Here is a 16813-nt window from a genome sequence, read left to right as displayed (position 1 = left end):
TCTGGCGGGCTAGGGTGGGGCGGGTGCACATCCCGACCGAGCTCGCCACCGACCGGCTCGTGCTGCGTCCCTGGCGCGACGACGACGCCGCGTTCGCCTTCGACCTGTACTCGCGGTGGGAGGTCGCCCGCTTCCTCGGCCGGACGCCCGCCGTGATGACCGACCCGGCTGACGCCGCGCGCAGGGTGGCACGGCTGCGCGCGCTCGAGGACGACCTGCGGGCCTTCCGCGTGGTGTCGCTGGCCTCCTCCGATGAGCCGGTCGGCACCGTGATGCTGCAGCCGATCCCCGCCTCCGGGCCAGAGCCGCTGCGGCCGTCGGGCGACACCGAGATCGGGTGGCACTTCCATCCCGACCACTGGGGGCACGGCTACGCGGCAGAGGCCGCAGGGGCGCTCCTCGACGCGGCGCTCGTCGAGCTTCCGCGGGTGGTGGCCGTCACCTACCCGGAGAACACGGCGTCTCAGCGGGTGTGCGAACGCATCGGGATGCGACGGCTCGGCCCGAGCGACGCGTATTACAACGTGCGGATGGAGTTGTTCGCGGCGCCGTAGGGGTGCTGCCAACGGAGGAGCTCCCGGCCGGCACGCCGGCAGAACGCAGCCAACGGAGGATATCGGAGGCTGGGCCGCTGGGATGTCCTCCGTTGCCGACGGGCGCTGGCACGGCGTTGGCAAAGGCCGTCGGCAAAGGCCGTCGGCAAAGGCCGTCGGCAAAAGAGGAGTCCCGGCAGCAGGTCGCACCGAACTCCTCCGTTGGCTGCGTTCTGCCGGCGTGTCCGGGCGGAACTCCTCCGTTGTCCACACGCGCGCGGGTTGCCGGGTCAGCCCTCCAGTTGTTCCGACAGCTCCAGCCAGCGGGTCTCGTGGTCGGCGATCTCGCCCTCCAGAGCGCGCAGCTCCTCGGTGAGGCGGCCGAGGCCGACGTAGTCGGACTGGTCGTGACGGGCGATCGACTCGTGATGCTCGGCGACTTGACCGGCCAGTTTGGCGAGGCGGCGATCGATGGAGGCCAGCTCCTTCTCGGCGGTGCGCAGCGCAGCGCCCGAGAGGCCGGGAGCGGGCGCAGCAGCGGACGCCGGAGTGGACCCGACCCCGCCCGCCGCGCTCGGCGCCGCACCCCGCTCACGCCGCAGCCGCAGGTACTCGTCGATCCCGCCCGGGAGGTGACGGAAAGCCCCGTCGATGACCGCGTACTGCTGGTCGGTGACGCGCTCGACGAGGTAGCGGTCGTGCGAGACCACGAGCAGCGTTCCGGGCCAGCCGTCGAGGAGGTCCTCCATCGCCGCGAGCATGTCGGTGTCGAGATCGTTGGTCGGCTCGTCGAGGATGAGCACGTTCGGCTCGTCCAGCAGGATCAGCAGCAACTGGAGGCGGCGCTTCTGACCGCCGGAGAGGTCTTTGACCGGGGTGGAGAGCTGCGCGTTGGTGAAGCCGAGGCGCTCGAGCATCTGGCCCGGCGTGACCTCCTTGCCGCCGGCGAGGTAGGTTGTGCGCTTGTCGGCGACGACGGCGCTGACGCGCTGGTCGCGCACGCCGTCGAGCTCGTCGAGCTGCTGCGTGAGGGTCGCGATCTTGACCGTCTTGCCGCGCTTGACCCGTCCGGCCGTCGGCTCGACCGTGCCGGCGACGAGGCCGAGAAGGGTGGACTTGCCCGCGCCGTTGATGCCGAGGATGCCGGTGCGCTCCCCCGGCGCGATGCGCCACTCCACGTCGCGCAGCACGGTCTTCGGCGGGAACTCGACCGTCACGTCGAGGAGGTCGACGACGTCCTTGCCCAGGCGGGCGGTGGCGAGCTTCGTCAGTTCGACCGCGTCGCGCGGTGCCGGCTCGTCCGCGATCAGCGCGGCCGCCGCGTCCATCCGGAACTTCGGCTTGGAGGTGCGCGCGGGCGCACCGCGCCGCAGCCAGGCGAGCTCTTTGCGCATCAGGTTCTGCCGTTTGGTCTCGGCGACCGCCGCCATGCGGTCGCGCTCGACGCGCTGCAGCACGTAGGCGGCGTACCCGCCCTCGAAGGGCTCGACGATCCCGTCGTGCACCTCCCAGGTGGAGGTCGACACCTCGTCGAGGAACCAGCGATCGTGGGTGACCACGACGAGCGCGCCCGACCCGGAGGCCCAGCGCTGCTTGAGGTGCGAGGCGAGCCAGGCCACGCCCTCGATGTCGAGGTGGTTCGTGGGCTCGTCGAGGAAGAGCAGGTCGTGGTCGTGCACCAGGAGCGCGGCCAGCGCGACGCGGCGACGCTGCCCTCCCGAAAGCTCGCCGATCGTGGCGTCCCAGGGGATGTCGGCGACCAGCCCGGCGAGCACGTCGCGCACGCGCGGATCGCCCGCCCAGAGGTGCTCCTCACGGTCTCCGACGATGGCCCAGCCGACGGTCAGCGCATCGGGCAGGTCGTCGCGCTGGTCGAGCATGCCGACGGTCACGTCGCGCCGGCGCGTGACGCGGCCCGAGTCGGGCTCGAGCCGACCGGCGAGCAGGGACATGAGGGTCGACTTGCCGTCGCCGTTGCGGCCGACGACGCCGATGCGATCGCCTTGGGAGACGCCCAGGGTCACCGAGTCGAAGACGACCCGCGTGGGGTATTCGAGATGCAGCGACTCGGCGCCGAGGAGATGAGCCATATGATGCTCCAGCCTACCGTCGCGGCACGCCAGCGGAGGCCGCCGCCAGGGCGCCGCTCCCCCACCTTGGGGGAAACCGACCGCAGGCCCGGTTGTGCGATGATCGACGGACCGGACCGCGCGTTCCCGACCCGCGCAGGCGGATGGGGGCGACCGTGACCGACGTGGACTCGACGGCGCGACCCCTCATCGGCCGGGATCGCGCCCGTGAGACCATCCTCCTCGTCGCGCATCGCGCGCTCGACCAGGGCGGCGCCGTGCTCGTCACCGGGGAGCCAGGGCTCGGCAAGACATCGCTGCTCGCCGACGTGGCGCAGCGGCTCGACGGCTGGACGGTGCTCCGCGTGAGCGCCGACTCGTTCGAGTCCGACCTGGCCTACGCGACCGTCGAGACCCTCGTGCGCGGACTCGGCGCACTCGGTGGCGTCGGGGCGAAGGCGATCCGGCCCCCGGCGCCCGACGACGACGCCCTCACCGTCGGGAGGCTGCTCCTCGACGCCATCGACGCACTCTCCGGCCCGGTGTGCCTCATCGTGGACGACGCGCAATGGGTGGACGAGCCGTCCGCCCGGGCTCTTCGGTTCGTGGTGCGCCGGCTGTCCGACCGCGGCTTCCTCTTCACCGCGGCGACACGGCCGCAGCAGAACAGCGTGACGGCCCTGTTCGAGGATCTGGCGTCGTCGTCGGTCAATCACGCGCGCATCGACCTGACCCCGCTCACCGTGTCGGACACCCAGGAGCTCGCGGAACACATCCTGGGGCACGCCGTCTCGCGGCGCACCGCGAACCGGCTGACCGAGGCGACGCAGGGCTCCCCGCTGCTGCTGAGCGTCCTCCTGGGTCAGCTGCGCGACACCTTCGCCCAGGCTCTGCACCCCGCGGGCTGGGACCTTCCCGACACCGCGATCATGCCGCTCGCCTCCGCCATCTCCGCAGCACTGGAGGGCGCCGACCCGTCGGTGCGCACCGCGGCGGAGTTCGTCGCCGTGCTGCGCGACCCGCTGCCCGCCCCGGTGGTCGGCTCCATCGCGGCGCGCCTGGGCGAGCGTCTCGACGTGCCGGGAGCTGTCACGCGCGGGCTCGTGCTCGGGACTCCGCGCGACGGCGTGCTGTGGGTGGAGCCGGCGCACGCCCTCCTGGCCGACGCCCTCGCGGCCGAGCTCACGGTCGAGCGGCGGGTGCGGATCCACCGGGTCGCCGCCGACGTGCTCGACGGACACCGCGCACTGCGGCACCGGGTGGAGGCCGCCGACACGGCCGACCCGCGCCTGGTCGACGAGCTGCTCAGCGCGGCACTCGCAGCGGCCGACCAGGGCAGGGCAGAACAGGCGATGAGCTACGCCCGCTCGGCCATGCACCTCGCCACCGACGGCGAGCTGGAGCGCTCGCTCATCGAGCTCGGCCTCCTCGCGATGCGCTTCCGGCTGCACGAGCAGATCCTCGACCTCCGGCCCGCGATCGAGGCGCTGCCGCCCTCGCCGGCCCGCGATGCCGTGCTGCTGGAGGTGCGAACGCTGTCGCGGGACGTGCCGGGCGCCCTCGAGCTCGCCCTCCGGCTGGAGGCCGCCCCGGCGGTCACACCGGACGAGCGTGCGATCCGCACCCATGTCGCGGAGGCGCTCCCCAAGGTGCTGATGGCGATGGGCGACTTCGCCGCGGTCCTCGACCATCTCGACATCGCCCGCGAGCACATCGCCGCGTGCCCCGACCCGGACGACGTCGCCGACCCGGCGCTGCGCTGGCTCGCCGAACCCGAGGAGCACCTGGTGCGGCTGCTCGGCTGGGCTCTCAACTCCGCCGCGCACGCCCAGCGGCCCGACCTGTTCGCGCCGCTCACGGCCGAGCTCGACCAGCTTCTCGCGCACCACGAGTCCCCAGCGGCCGTCGACGCACTGGTGGCCCGCTCGCGCGTGTTCATCCTGGGCGGCGACATCGACCGGGCGCGCGCCGACCTGGCCCGGGCGAACCAACTCGTACGCCGCTTCCCCACCAGCTGGACCGCCGGTTTCGTGCGCACGATCTACGCGCACATCCTCTTCCTGGTGGGCGAATGGGAGGAGTCGGTGACCCTGGCCGACACCGCCGTCGCGCTCGCCCTCGACGAGACCGACCTGTCGTGCTGGCCGATCGCGCTCTGGACGTCGACGCTCGTGCGTGCCGGGCGCGGCGAGATCGAGCCGGTGACGGAGAGGCTGCGCTCCGCCGCGAAGGCCGACCCGCGCATCACGGGATCGTACGACGGCGACCTGCCGTTCCTGGCCCGCGCCGAACTGGCGCGCGCCCTCGGCCGGCCGGACGAGCAGTATCAGGCGACGCTCGATGCCGAGACGGCGGCGACGCGGGCCTCCACGCTGGGCTGGCTGACGTATCGCGTGGACGCGCTGTCGGCGCTGGGGCGGGCGCCGGAAGCGCGCGCCGCCTACGAGCGGTGCACCGCCCCCGGGCTCTGGCGGCCGTACTACGGCTCGCTGCGCTGGCTGGAGGGCCGTGTGCTCGAGGCGGAGAGCCGACCGGCCGACGCGCTCGCGGCCTACCGCGAGGCGGCCGAAGGGTCCCGATTCCCGTTCCCCGACGCGGTCGCGGCGCTGGATGCCGGCCGCCTGCTCGCCTCGGAGGCGACCGGTGCGCAGCGGCAGCCAGCCGCACGCGGCGACGCCGAGCGCGCGGAGGCCATCGCGCTGCTCGAACGCGCGGCCGAGACCTTCCGCCGGCTGGGCGCCAGCAGTTACCTCGCCCGCGCGGTGCAGCTCCTCGACGCGGTGCGCTCGGCCGGTGACGCCGCGGCGGACACCGAGCGGGCCTCCGCCGCCGACCCGCTCGCGTCGCTGACCACGCGCGAGCGTCAGGTCGCGCACGCGCTGGCCGCCGGCATGACGAACAAGGAGATCGCGGAGCGGCTCTACGTGTCGGTGACGACCGTCAACTTCCACGTGCGCAACATCCTCGCCAAACTCGGAATGCGCTCGCGCCGGGAGCTCCGCGCACTCGCGCTGCCCCGCCGCCGACCTGTCAGAAACGATCGACCCGTCAAGAGTTGACGGTTTTCACGTCCCCCACTAGGAGGACACGGCTCGCCCTCGCTAACGTTGTCAACACCTGGGATGCCCGACCGCATCGCATGGAAACGACTCCATACAACGAATCGTCTCAACCCGACATGCGTACGGCTCGGGCATCCTCGGGCACCCCTTGCGCCGACTCGCGAGCAGGCGGTCAGTCTCCGATGACGCGGGCCCCGTGGACGGGGCCGGTCGCACGCACCGCGTGGATGCGGGACGCGCTGAGCGCGATCTGCAGGTCGAGCGCGTTGTCGAGGTCGGCCGCGAGGAACGCGACGGTCGGCCCGGAGCCCGACACGATCCCGGCCAGCGCGCCGTTCAGCTCGCCGAGCTCCAGCACCTCCGCGATGCTCGGCGCGAGGTGGATGGCGGGCGCCTGGAGGTCGTTGCTGAGCGCCTCCGCCAGCATCGCCGGATCGCCCGCCCGCAGCGCGTGCAGCACGGGAGCGTCGACACTCGGGCTGCGCTCGGCAGGAGCGATCTCGCCCACGTGGCGCTGACGGTGGCGGTCGAGCTCGCTGTAGACAGCCGGGGTGCTGAGCTCCCCCTCTGGGAGCGCGAGCACCCAGTGGAACTGGCCCGTCGCCAGCGCGGGGCTCAGCCGGTCGCCGCGGCCGGTGCCGATCGCGGTTCCGCCGATCAGGGCGAACGGCACATCGGCGCCGAGTCGTGCGGCCAGCGCCATCAGCTCGTCGCGGCCGAGCTCGGTTCCCCAGAGCGCGTCGCACGCCACCAGCGTGGCGGCCGCATCGGCCGACCCGCCGCCCATGCCGCCGGCGATCGGCACGTGCTTGTCGATCTCGAGCCGCACGCCTCCCGTGTAGCCGGTCTTCTTGGCCAGCAGCCGGGCCGCCTTGATCGCGAGGTTGCTTCCGTCGGTCGCCAGACCGCTGGTATCGACGCTGCCCGCGAAGCTCACCGAGAAGTCATCGGCGCGGTGCGCGCGGACGTCCTCGTAGAGGGACACCGCCTGGTACGCCGTCGCGACGTCGTGATAGCCGTCTTCGCGGACGGCGCCGACGCGCATGAACACGTTGACCTTGCCCGGAGCGCGCACATGCACGGCATCCACGTCCCACCCCGTGCCCGCCTCGACCATGCCTCAAACCTACACACCGCACGGGCGCTGCGCGGACCACCCGATCAGGTGGTGGCGGCGAGTCTCACGAAGTCGTCGAGCTGGAGCTGCTCGCCACGCAGCGACGGGCTGATGCCGGCCGCCTCCAACGCCGTCGCGGCCGCCGTCGGGTCGCCGAACACGACCGAGAGCGACTGGCGGAGGGTCTTCCTGCGCTGCTGGAACGCGGCGTCCACGAGGGCGAACGTGCGCTTGCGGAGGGCCTCGTCGCCGCGCGGCGACTCACGGCGGTCGAAGGCGACAAGCACCGAGTCGACGTTGGGCACCGGCCAGAAGATCTGGCGGCTGACGTTGCCGGCCGTTCGCCAGGCGCCGTACCACGCGGCCTTCACGCTCGGGGCGCCATAGACCTTGGAGCCGGGACCGGCGGCGATCCGGTGGCCGACCTCCGCCTGCACCATCACGACCCCGGAGAGCAGGCTCGGGAAGGTCTCGAGGAAGTGCAGCAGCACCGGCACCGACACGTTGTACGGGAGATTGGCGACCAGCCGGATCGGGCTCTCGGGGAGGTCGGTCACGGTCAGGGCGTCCTGGTGCACGACCGTCAGCCGGTCGGCCGCGGAGGGCGCGAGCTGCCCGATCGTGACCGGCAGCTGAGCGGCCAGCCTGCCGTCGATCTCGACGGCGACGACTCGCGCGCCGGCCTCCAGCAGCCCCAGCGTGAGCGACCCGAGACCGGGCCCGACTTCGACCACGACGTCACCCTCCGCCACCTCTGCGACGCGCACGATGCGGCGCACGGTGTTGGCGTCGATGACGAAGTTCTGGCCGAGCTTCTTGGTGGGCCTGACGTCCAGAAGCTCTGCCAGGTCGCGGATCTCGGCGGGACCGAGCAGACGCAGCTCGCTCACGCGATGGTCCCGATCGGCTCCGTCGGCGGGGCGCCCACCGGCTCGCTGTCCCAGCGCCCGTACACGAGCTCGGTGTTGGAGTTGAGTTGGGCGGCGAGTGTGGAGGCGTCGGTGCCGATGGTCTCCGCCATCGCCCGCACCGTGTGCGGGATGAGGTACGGGGCATTCGGTCGGCCGCGGAACGGCGCCGGCGTGAGGAACGGCGCGTCGGTCTCGACCATGATCAGGTGCCGGGGAGCGACGCGCAGGGCCTCGCGCAGGCCCGGAGCGTTCTTGAAGGTCACGGTGCCGGCGAACGACATGAACCAGCCGTTCTCCGCGCAGATCTCGGCCAGCTCGACGTCGCCCGAGAAGCAGTGGAAGACCGTCCGCTCCGGGGCGCCCACGCGCTTCAGCGTCGCGACGACCGCCGCGTGGGCGTCCCTGTCGTGGATCTGCAGTGCGATGTCGTTCTGCTTGGCGATCTCGATGTGCGCCTCGAACGACGCGAACTGCGCGTCACGGCGCGGCCCCTCCTCTGTGCGGAAGAAGTCGAGGCCCGTCTCGCCGACGGCGCGCACGCGCGGCCGGCCGGCCAGCTCGGCGATGATCGCGAGGGCGTCGTCGAGCTCGCCGCGCTCGGCGTAGTCCGGAGCGTCGTTCGGGTGGAGGGCGACAGCGGCGAGCATCCGCGGCTCGATGGCGGCCGTCTCGGCCGACCACCGGGACGTCTCGACGTCGTTGCCGACCTGCACGACCCCGCGCACCCCGACGCTGGAGGCGCGGTCGAGCTGCTCGCGGTAGTCGAGAGGGTCGGCGCCGTCGGCGATCTCCAAGTGCGTGTGGTTGTCGTAGACGGGCACGACCAGCGCCTCCGGCAGCGGAGGGTAGGCGAGGTCGCGGCCGTCGGTGACGTGCCGCTGGCGGATGAACGCCGGGTCGGTCATGCCGCGGGCACCGCGTCCGCGTCGATCCGCGGGAACAGCGCCTCGAGACCGTTGACCTCGGTGCCGGCGGGCAGCTGCCCCCAGTCACCCGCGCGGCGCAGCGGCTGCGCCTCCAGCGGCCCGAGCTCGGCGGTCGCACCGAGCGCGGTCCACAGCTTGGCCGTGGCCTGCGGGATGACCGGCGAGAGAAGCACGGCCAGGGCGCGGAGGCCCTCCGCCGCCGTGTACAGCACGGTCTGCAGGCGCTCGCGCTTCGCGTCGTCCTTCGCGAGGCTCCACGGCTCCTGGATGGTGATGTAGCCGTTGAGCTCGTCGACCACCGTCCAGACCGCCGCGAGAGCGTCGTGGATCGCCAGCTTGCTCATCGCCGCGTCGGCGTCGGCCGTCGCCTTCGCGACGACCTGCTGCACGTGGAGGTCCGCCTCCTCGTAGGTCGCCGCCGGCGGCACGATTCCCTCGAAGTAGCGGGTCACCATGGCGACCACGCGCGAGGCGAGGTTGCCGAAGCCGTTCGCCAGCTCGGCCTGGTAGCGCGCCGCCAGGTCCTCCCAGCTGAACGAGCCGTCCTGACCGAAGTTGATCGCGCGCAGGAAGTAGTAGCGGAACGCGTCGGAGCCGAAGGTGTCGGTGATCTGCGTCGGCGCGATGCCGGTGAGCTTCGACTTGGACATCTTCTCGCCGCCTACCAGGAGCCAGCCGTGGCCGAACACCTGGTGCGGCACCTCCAGGCCCGCAGCCAGGAGCATGGCCGGCCAGATCACCGCGTGGAACCGCAGGATGTCTTTGCCGACCAGGTGGGTGGCCGGCCAACGGCGCTCGAAGTTCTCGTCGTCCTGCCCGTAACCGACCGCGGTCACGTAGTTGAGCAGCGCGTCGAACCACACGTAGACGACGTGCGACTCGTCCCACGGCACCTTGATGCCCCAGTCGAAGCTGGAACGCGAGATCGAGAGGTCGCTGAGGCCCTGGCGCACGAAGGAGACGACCTCGTTGCGCGCCGACTCCGGCTGCACGAACTCCGGCCGCTCTTCGTAGAGGGCCAGCAGACGATCGGCGAAGTCGCTCATGCGGAAGAAGTAGTTCTTCTCCTGCAGCAGCTCCAGCGGCTTCGAGTGGATGGCGCAGACCTTCTGTCCGGCGTACTCCCCCGTGCCGTCGACGATCTCGCTCTGCGGCTTGAACTCCTCGCAGCCCACGCAGTAGAGCGCCTCGTACTCGCCGGCGTAGATGAAGCCGTCGTCGTAGAGCTTCTGCAGGAACTTCTGGACGTTCTTCTCGTGCCGCTCGTCGGTGGTGCGGATGAAGTCGTCGTTGGCGATGTCGATGGTCTTCAGCAGCGGAAGCCACTCGGTGGTCACCAGCCGGTCGGCCCACTCCTTCGGGGTGGTGCCGTTGGCGGTCGCGGTGCGGAGGATCTTCTGCCCGTGCTCGTCGGTGCCGGTGAGCAGCCAGGTGTCGTCGCCGGCCTGGCGGTGCCAGCGCGCGAGCACGTCCGCGGCGACCTCCGTGTAAGCGTGCCCGATGTGCGGGACGTCGTTGACGTAGAAGATCGGCGTGGTGATGTAGAACGCGGAGCCGTCGGACATGCTGACTATCCTACGGGCGCGGGAAGGCCTGCCCGGCGATGTTACCGAGGAGCCGGCGAGGGGCGGCGTTCGTCAGCTTCGCCGGGCTTCCAACGCCGCCTGGTAGAGGTCGCGCTTGGAGAGGCCGGTGGCCTCCGCGACCTCGGCCGCGGCGTCCTTGAGGCGCACACCGTCGGCGACCAGCGCGAGCACCTGCTCGAGCGCTGTGGCCGGGTCGGCCTCCCGCGCCGGAGCGCCCGCGACGACGACCACGATCTCGCCGCGCACGCCCTCCGCGGCCCACTCCGCCAGCTCGGCGACCGGGCCGCGGCGCACCTCCTCGTGGAGCTTGGTCAGCTCACGGCAGACGACGGCGCGGCGATCGTCGCCGAATTCGCGAGCGAAATCCGCGAGGGAGGCCGCGAGCCGGTTGGGCGACTCGAAGAACACCATGGTGCGCTTCTCGCCCGCGAGCGCTCGCAGCGTCGAGCGGCGTTCGCCCTGCTTGCGCGGCAGGAACCCCTCGAACGTGAACCGGTCGGTCGGGAGGCCGGAGACGGCGAGAGCAGTGAGCACCGCGCTCGGACCCGGGATCACCGTCACGTCGACGCCGGCCGCGGCCGCGGCCTCCACCAGCGGGAAGCCCGGGTCGGAGACGGTGGGCATGCCGGCGTCGGAGAGCACCACGACGTCCTGGCCGCGGGCCAGCTCGACCAGCTCGGCCGCGCGGTCGCGCTCGTTGTGCTCGTGGAGGGCGATGAGCCGCGGCCGGTTGTCGATGCCGAGACCGGCGAGGAGGCGCTGGGTGACCCGGGTGTCCTCCGCCGCGACGACGGTCGCCGAGGCCAGCACCTCGACAAGTCGGGCGGAGGCGTCGCCCAGGTTCCCGATCGGCGTCGCGGCGAGGATGATCATGAGTCCAGTCTGTCAGGATGTCCTGGTGAGCTCCCCTTCCCCACTCGCGGACCACACCGCGTACGTCGCTCCCGCCGCCCATGCGGCCCCCGAGCGCACCGGCAGCCGGCTCGACGACTGGTGGGCGCGCGTGCTGCGCACGCCGCTCCGCCTGAAGCTCTGGTACTGGGGAGCGCCCCTCGGCGTGACACTGCTGGCCGCGATCCTGCGCCTCTGGGACCTCGGCTCGCCGCACGTGCTGGTCTTCGACGAGACCTTCTACGTCAAAGACGCCTGGAGCCTGTTCCACCTCGGCTACGAAGGCAGCTGGCCCGACAAGGCCGATCAATCGTTCGCCGCAGGCGACACCGACATCTTCTCCTCGTCGCCCTCGTTCGTCGCCCACCCCCCGCTCGGCAAATGGATCATCGCGCTGGGGATGGCCGCGACCGGCGCAGGCAACTCGTTCGGCTGGCGCCTCTCGACGGCGATCGTCGGCACCCTGGCCGTGCTGGTCGTGTTCCTGATCGCGCGGATGATGTTCAAGACCACGATCGTGGCGACCATCGCCGGCTTCCTGCTGGCGATCGACGGGCACGCGATCGTCATGAGCCGGGTGGCCCTCCTCGACAACATCGTGATGTTCTTCGCGTTGCTCGCGTTCGGCTGCGTGCTGCTCGACCGGCGCTGGCACGCGACCCGGCTCGCGGCGCGTCTCGCCGCGGACCGCTCGGCCGGCCGCGACCCGGCCTGGGGGCCGGTGATCTGGTGGCGGCCCTGGCTGATCTCGGCGGGCATCCTCACCGGGCTCTGCGCCGGGGTCAAGTGGACGGGGTTCTACTTCCTTGCGTTCTTCGCCGTGTACACCGTCGTGGTCGACGCGCTGGCCCGCCGCCGAGAGGGCGTCGCGTTCTACGTCACCGGCTCGCTGCTCAAGCAGGCGCCTGCGACCTTCGTGCTGATGGTGCCGATCGCGTTCGTCTCCTACATCGCGACCTGGACCGGCTGGCTCGTGACCAGCGGAGGCTACTACCGCAACTGGGCGGAGTCGGTGCACGCGCAGTGGACGGGCGCCCTGTCGTGGGTGCCGCTGTGGTTCCAGAACCTCTGGCACTACCAGACCGAGATGTACAACTACAGCATCAACCTCCACGTGCCGCACCCGTACCAGTCCAACCCGCTGACGTGGCTCTTCATGATCCGGCCGACGAGCATGTACTACACCGGCAACGCGTACGGCCAGGCCGGCTGCACCGCACCGGGAGGGTGTTCCGCCGCGATCACCTCGCTCGGCAACCCGATCATCTGGTGGGCCGCCGCCGCCGCGGTCTTCTACCTCGTGTACCGGCTGGCGCGATACCGGGAGTGGCAGATCGGCCTCATCCTCACCGGGCTCGCCGCGGGCTATCTGCCGTGGATGCTGTACATCAACCGCACGATCTTCCAGTTCTACTCGATCGCGTTCGAGCCCTACCTCATCCTCGGCTTGGCGGCGGTCATCGGCATCGTGCTCGGCAGGCGCACCGACCCGGAGCATCGGCGCCGGCGCGGGATCGCCTGGGTGACGGTCTTCCTGGTCGTGGCGACGGTCGTCAGCGTGTTCTTCTGGCCGCTCTGGACGGGCCAGCAGGTGCCGTTCTGGTACTGGCGGATCCACATGTGGCTGCCCAGCTGGGTCTGACGCCCTTCTCAGGCCCCGCCCGTTCCGGCTGTCGGCGCCCGGTGGTAGACCGTGGAGTATGGATGCCGAAGAGCCGCTGAACCTCGTCCCCCTTCCCGGAAGCGAACGGCCGGAGCGCACCGGCTACGAGGCGCACGGCGCCCTCGCCCCGGACGCCCCCGTGGAGGCCACGCTGATCCTGCGCCGCCGGGCGCCGCTGCCGGAGGACGTCTTCGCGTCTCCGCTGACCGCTCAGGAGCTCGGCGACCGGTACGGTGCGTCGCCGGAGGACCTCCACCTCGTCGTCTCGACGCTCGCGCGACTCGGCGTGACCATCGACGAGAAGAACGCCGCCGAGCGGCGGGTGCGGGTCTCCGGGCCGGTCTCGGTGCTCGCCCGCGTCTTCGGGACCGACCTGGCGGAGTCGCGGCCCGCCGATGCGGGCGCCGAAGCCCCCAGCTACCGCCAGCGCTCCGGCGGCCTCAGCATCCCCGCCGAGCTCGACGGTGTCGTGACCGCGGTTCTCGGCCTCGACGACCGCCCTCAGGCGCGCGCGCAGTTCCGCGTCGCACGGCCGGCCGCCGTGTCGACGAGCTACACCCCGCCGCAACTGGGCACCGTGTACGACTTCCCCGCGGGAGCGGACGGCAGCGGGCAGACGATCGCGATCGTCGAACTCGGCGGAGGCTACGAGCAGACCGACCTCGACACCTACTTCGCCGGACTCGGCATCCCGTCGCCGTCGGTCACGGCGGTGGGCGTCGACGGCGGAGCGAACGTGCCGGGGCAGGACCCGAACGGCGCCGACGGGGAGGTCATGCTCGACATCGAAGTCGTCGGGGCACTCGCGCCCGGCGCCTCGATCGTCGTCTACTTCGCGCCCAACACCGATGCCGGATTCCTGGACGCGGTCAGCACCGCGGCACATGCGACGCCCACTCCGGCTGCCATCAGCATCAGCTGGGGCCAGTCGGAGGACCAGTGGACCGCCCAGGCGCGCACCGCCTTCGACCAGGCGCTGCAGGATGCCGCGGCGCTCGGGGTGACCACCACGGTCGCCGCGGGCGACGACGGCAGCAGCGACCGTGTCGGCGACGGCAAGGCGCACGTGGACTTCCCGGCGTCGTCGCCGCATGCTCTCGCCTGCGGCGGCACCCGGCTCGACGCCGACACCTCCACCGGCGCGGTGCGTTCGGAGACGGTGTGGAACAACGGCACCGGCAACGGTGCGACCGGAGGCGGCGTGAGCGCGGTCTTCCCCCTTCCGTCGTGGCAGGGCGGCGTCGGCGTGCCGGCCGGGCCGGGAGGAACGGACGCCGGGGGCAGCGCGAACGGCCCCGGCGGGCGCGGGGTGCCCGACGTGTCGGCGGTCGCCGACCCGCAGACCGGCTACCAGGTGCGGGTCGACGGCAAAGACCTGGTCATCGGCGGCACCAGCGCCGTCGCGCCGCTGTGGGCGGCACTGATCGCGCGCCTCGCCCAGTCGACGGGCAAGCGGTTCGGGCTGGTGCAGCCCGCGCTCTACGACTCCACCCGCGCCGGGCAGGTCGCCGCGGGCTTCCGTGACATCACGTCTGGGAACAACGGCGCATACGCGGCCGGCGCCGGCTGGGACGCCTGCACCGGGCTGGGGGTGCCGGAGGGGGCGCGGCTGCTCGCGGCATTGTGACGGTGCGCCGTTCGGCGTGCGCCGCTCCTCGATTCAGTGGACCAGCTTGAGGCCGATGACGCAGGCCACCAGGCCGAGGATGAGCAGCAGCTTCACCACGGAGAAGCCGTCGCCGCCGAAGATCATCGCGTAGAGCACGGTGAGCGCGGCGCCGATGCCGACCCAGACGGCGTAGGCCGTGCCGGTCGAGATCTCGCGCATCGCGTAGGCGAGGCCGGCCATGGAGGCCACGAGAGCGACACCGAAGACGACGCTCGGCCAGAGGCGGGTGAAGCCGGCGGACTTACCGAGGGCCGTAGCCCAAACGGCTTCGAGCACGCCGGAGAGGATGAGGACGATCCAGGACACGAGGACGACTCCTTGGCCAGTCTTGTCGCGCTCCGGGTACTGAACCGTCGTCCGGGATCGCAGTCGCCGCGATCCCTTCCACGCTACGACAGCGGGCTGGGCACGAGCAGTGCACGGCGAGCGGGCGAACGATGTCCGCGTATTACGTTGGACCAGGCCGGTGCCTGGGCGGCCTCCGGTAGCGTGGCCGCATGGCTGATCGCGAATATGGCTTCCGGACGCGTGCGATCCACGCGGGCAACATCCCCGACCCCGTGACCGGTGCGCGCGCACTCCCGATCTACCAGACGAGCGCTTTCGTCTTCGACGACACCGCGGACGCCGCGGCGCGGTTCGCGCTGCAGAAGTACGGCAACATCTACTCCCGTCTCGCGAACCCGACCGTCGCCTCCTTCGAGGAGAGGATCGCGAGCCTCGAGGGCGGCCTCGGCGCGGTCGCGACCGCGAGCGGCCTGAGCGCGCAGTACATCACGTTCGCCTCCCTCGCCGGCGCCGGCGACCACATCGTGGCCTCCGCCAACCTCTATGGCGGATCGATCACGCAGCTGGATGTCACCCTCCGCCGGTTCGGCGTCGAGACGACCTTCGTCCAGAGTTCGGACCCCGCCGACTACGCCGCCGCCATCAACGACCGCACGAAGCTCGTCTTCGCCGAGACGATCGCCAACCCGTCCGGCGAGATCGCCGACATCGAGGGCCTCGCCCAGGTGGCGCACGCCGCCGGGCTCCCGCTCATCATCGATTCCACCATCGCCACGCCGTATCTGAACCGCCCGATCGAGTGGGGCGCCGACATCGTCATCCACTCGGCGACCAAGTTCCTCGGCGGCCACGGCACGACGCTCGGCGGCGTCGTCGTCGAGAGCGGCCGCTTCGACTGGCACACCGACAAGTTCCCGCTGTTCGGCGAGCCGGTCCCTTCGTACGGAGGCCTGCAGTGGTCGGGCAACTTCGGCGAGTACGCGTTCCTCACCCGCTTGCGCGCCGAGCAGCTGCGCGACATCGGCCCGTCGCTCGCTCCGCACTCGGCGTTCCTGCTCGCCCAGGGCGTCGAAACCCTGCCGTACCGCATCCAGGCCCACGTCGACAACGCCCGCGCTGTCGCCGAGTGGCTCGATGCGGACCCGCGCATCGAGAAGGTCTTCTGGGCCGGACTGCCGGAGCACCCGCACCACGAGCGCGCGCAGAAGTATCTTCCGAAGGGTCCGGGCAGTGTGTTCTCGTTCGTCGTCGCGGGCGGCCGGGAGGTCGGCCAGCGTCTGATCGAGTCGCTCAACCTCGCCAGCCACCTGGCGAACATCGGCGACGCGAAGACGCTCGTGATCCACCCGGCATCGACGACGCATGCCCAGCTGACCGAGCAGCAGCTCCTCGACGCCGGTGTGCTCCCCGGAGTCGTGCGCATCAGCGTCGGCATCGAAGACGTCGACGACATCATCTACGATCTGGATCAAGCCCTCACCGCAGCGTTGAAGGAGGCGGCAGCATGACGACCGACGTCCAGACCACCGACGTCCAGCTCGTGAACGGTCTCAGCTGCTCCGTTCCCGCGGACTCGCCGCTCGCGAAGCTGCTCAAGTCGCAGCGCACCTGGACCGGCCCCGACGCCAAGGAACGCCTGCGCATCCTCCGGAACGCGAAGTCGGTCGCGATCGTCGGAGCGTCCTCCAACCCGACCCGCTCGAGCTACTTCGTCGGAACGTACCTCCTGCAGTCCACCAACTTCCGGGTCTACTTCGTCAACCCGAACGCCGACACGATCCTGGGGCACAAGGCCTACCCCGACCTCGCCTCGCTGCCCGAGGTGCCGGACATCGTGGACGTGTTCCGCCGCCCCAGCGACATCCCCGGCGTGATCGACGAGGCGTCCGCGCTCGGCGTTCCCACCGTGTGGGTGCAGCTCGGCATCTGGAACCAGGAGGCCGCCGAGTACGGAGAGTCGCTCGGCCTCACCGTCGTCATGGACCGCTGCATCAAGATCGAGCACGCCCGCTTCCACGGCGGCCTGCACCTGCTCGGCTTCGACACCGGCCAGATCACGGCGCGCAAGACCATCCGCTGACCCGGGCCCCACGCCAGC

The 16813-nt window shown here is 71.4% G+C and carries 13 protein-coding genes and 1 riboswitch; of the genes, 6 read left to right on the top strand and 7 right to left on the bottom strand.

The genetic code is table 11. From position 1 onward, the window contains the following. The first annotated feature begins 23 nt into the window (after positions 1 to 23). Positions 24 to 554 carry a GNAT family N-acetyltransferase gene (locus ASF88_RS04860; protein ID WP_235493283.1) on the top strand — a complete coding sequence of 177 codons (531 nt, stop codon included), beginning with the start codon at positions 24 to 26 and terminating at the stop codon, positions 552 to 554. A 269-nt stretch (positions 555 to 823) separates the two neighbouring features. Here the strand turns inward: ASF88_RS04860 and ASF88_RS04855 are convergent, their stop codons facing one another. After that, a complete protein-coding gene (locus ASF88_RS04855) occupies positions 824 to 2623 on the bottom strand; it encodes an ABC-F family ATP-binding cassette domain-containing protein (protein WP_055914972.1) in 1800 nt (599 codons plus the stop codon). A 155-nt stretch (positions 2624 to 2778) separates the two neighbouring features. On the opposite strand from ASF88_RS04855, the gene ASF88_RS04850 reads away from it, so the two are divergent. Then, positions 2779 to 5661 carry a helix-turn-helix transcriptional regulator gene (locus ASF88_RS04850; protein ID WP_055916669.1) on the top strand — a complete coding sequence of 961 codons (2883 nt, stop codon included), beginning with the start codon at positions 2779 to 2781 and terminating at the stop codon, positions 5659 to 5661. Positions 5662 to 5836: 175 nt separating this feature from the next. Here ASF88_RS04850 and ASF88_RS04845 read toward each other — a convergent pair whose 3' ends face one another. From ASF88_RS04845 to rsmI, 5 genes are all read right to left on the bottom strand, one after another. Then, entirely contained in the window at positions 5837 to 6781 is a 945-nt protein-coding gene (locus ASF88_RS04845; protein WP_055914969.1) for a 4-(cytidine 5'-diphospho)-2-C-methyl-D-erythritol kinase, read from the bottom strand. A gap of 44 nt (positions 6782 to 6825) precedes the next feature. Beyond that, positions 6826 to 7671 (bottom strand): 16S rRNA (adenine(1518)-N(6)/adenine(1519)-N(6))-dimethyltransferase RsmA, encoded by an 846-nt coding sequence (rsmA, locus tag ASF88_RS04840; RefSeq protein WP_055914967.1) that lies wholly within the window; start codon positions 7669 to 7671, stop codon positions 6826 to 6828. Then, on the bottom strand, positions 7668 to 8597 hold the full coding sequence (locus ASF88_RS04835) for a TatD family hydrolase (RefSeq protein WP_055914964.1): 930 nt from the start codon (positions 8595 to 8597) through the stop codon (positions 7668 to 7670). Before ASF88_RS04835 ends, rsmA begins: the two co-directional genes overlap by 4 nt. Then, the gene (metG, locus tag ASF88_RS04830; RefSeq protein WP_055914961.1) at positions 8594 to 10183 is read right to left on the bottom strand and encodes a methionine--tRNA ligase; all 1590 of its coding nucleotides are present in this window, start codon (positions 10181 to 10183) and stop codon (positions 8594 to 8596) included. Before metG ends, ASF88_RS04835 begins: the two co-directional genes overlap by 4 nt. 72 nt (positions 10184 to 10255) lie before the next feature. Beyond that, positions 10256 to 11077 (bottom strand): 16S rRNA (cytidine(1402)-2'-O)-methyltransferase, encoded by an 822-nt coding sequence (gene rsmI / locus ASF88_RS04825; RefSeq protein ID WP_055914958.1) that lies wholly within the window; start codon positions 11075 to 11077, stop codon positions 10256 to 10258. Positions 11078 to 11102: 25 nt separating this feature from the next. Here rsmI and ASF88_RS04820 point away from each other — a divergent pair, with 25 nt between their 5' ends. Further along, on the top strand, positions 11103 to 12737 hold the full coding sequence (locus tag ASF88_RS04820; RefSeq protein WP_055914955.1) for a dolichyl-phosphate-mannose--protein mannosyltransferase: 1635 nt from the start codon (positions 11103 to 11105) through the stop codon (positions 12735 to 12737). Between the two features lie 58 nt (positions 12738 to 12795). Continuing rightward, the gene (locus ASF88_RS04815; protein WP_055914952.1) at positions 12796 to 14385 is read left to right on the top strand and encodes a S53 family peptidase; all 1590 of its coding nucleotides are present in this window, start codon (positions 12796 to 12798) and stop codon (positions 14383 to 14385) included. Positions 14386 to 14418: 33 nt separating this feature from the next. Here the strand turns inward: ASF88_RS04815 and ASF88_RS04810 are convergent, their stop codons facing one another. Beyond that, on the bottom strand, positions 14419 to 14733 hold the full coding sequence (locus ASF88_RS04810; RefSeq protein WP_055914950.1) for a DMT family transporter: 315 nt from the start codon (positions 14731 to 14733) through the stop codon (positions 14419 to 14421). Positions 14734 to 14744: 11 nt separating this feature from the next. Beyond that, positions 14745 to 14810: riboswitch (guanidine-III (ykkC-III) riboswitch) on the bottom strand. 114 nt (positions 14811 to 14924) lie between these two features. On the opposite strand from ASF88_RS04810, the gene ASF88_RS04805 reads away from it, so the two are divergent. Next, positions 14925 to 16223, top strand: coding sequence for an O-acetylhomoserine aminocarboxypropyltransferase/cysteine synthase family protein (locus ASF88_RS04805; protein WP_055914947.1), 1299 nt, complete (start codon positions 14925 to 14927; stop codon positions 16221 to 16223). Beyond that, positions 16220 to 16795: a CoA-binding protein gene (locus tag ASF88_RS04800; protein WP_055914943.1), complete on the top strand. Its 576-nt coding sequence runs from the start codon at positions 16220 to 16222 to the stop codon at positions 16793 to 16795. Before ASF88_RS04805 ends, ASF88_RS04800 begins: the two co-directional genes overlap by 4 nt. Positions 16796 to 16813: the final 18 nt, after the last annotated feature.

It is taken from the genome of Leifsonia sp. Leaf336 (genome assembly GCF_001423695.1).
Lineage (GTDB): Bacteria > Actinomycetota > Actinomycetes > Actinomycetales > Microbacteriaceae > Leifsonia.
This window is presented reverse-complemented; position numbering and strand designations above follow the sequence as displayed.

What these genes read in the sequence shown, in the direction of transcription:
- ASF88_RS04845 (WP_055914969.1), bottom strand. Translation starts at nt 6,781, where the DNA reads ATGGTCGAGGCGGGCACGGGGTGGGACGTGGATGCCGTGCATGTGCGC.
- metG (WP_055914961.1), bottom strand. Translation starts at nt 10,183, where the DNA reads ATGTCCGACGGCTCCGCGTTCTACATCACCACGCCGATCTTCTACGTC.
- ASF88_RS04835 (WP_055914964.1), bottom strand. Translation starts at nt 8,597, where the DNA reads ATGACCGACCCGGCGTTCATCCGCCAGCGGCACGTCACCGACGGCCGC.
- ASF88_RS04805 (WP_055914947.1), top strand. Translation starts at nt 14,925, where the DNA reads ATGGCTGATCGCGAATATGGCTTCCGGACGCGTGCGATCCACGCGGGC.
- ASF88_RS04855 (WP_055914972.1), bottom strand. Translation starts at nt 2,623, where the DNA reads ATGGCTCATCTCCTCGGCGCCGAGTCGCTGCATCTCGAATACCCCACG.
- ASF88_RS04815 (WP_055914952.1), top strand. Translation starts at nt 12,796, where the DNA reads ATGGATGCCGAAGAGCCGCTGAACCTCGTCCCCCTTCCCGGAAGCGAA.
- ASF88_RS04800 (WP_055914943.1), top strand. Translation starts at nt 16,220, where the DNA reads ATGACGACCGACGTCCAGACCACCGACGTCCAGCTCGTGAACGGTCTC.
- rsmI (WP_055914958.1), bottom strand. Translation starts at nt 11,077, where the DNA reads ATGATCATCCTCGCCGCGACGCCGATCGGGAACCTGGGCGACGCCTCC.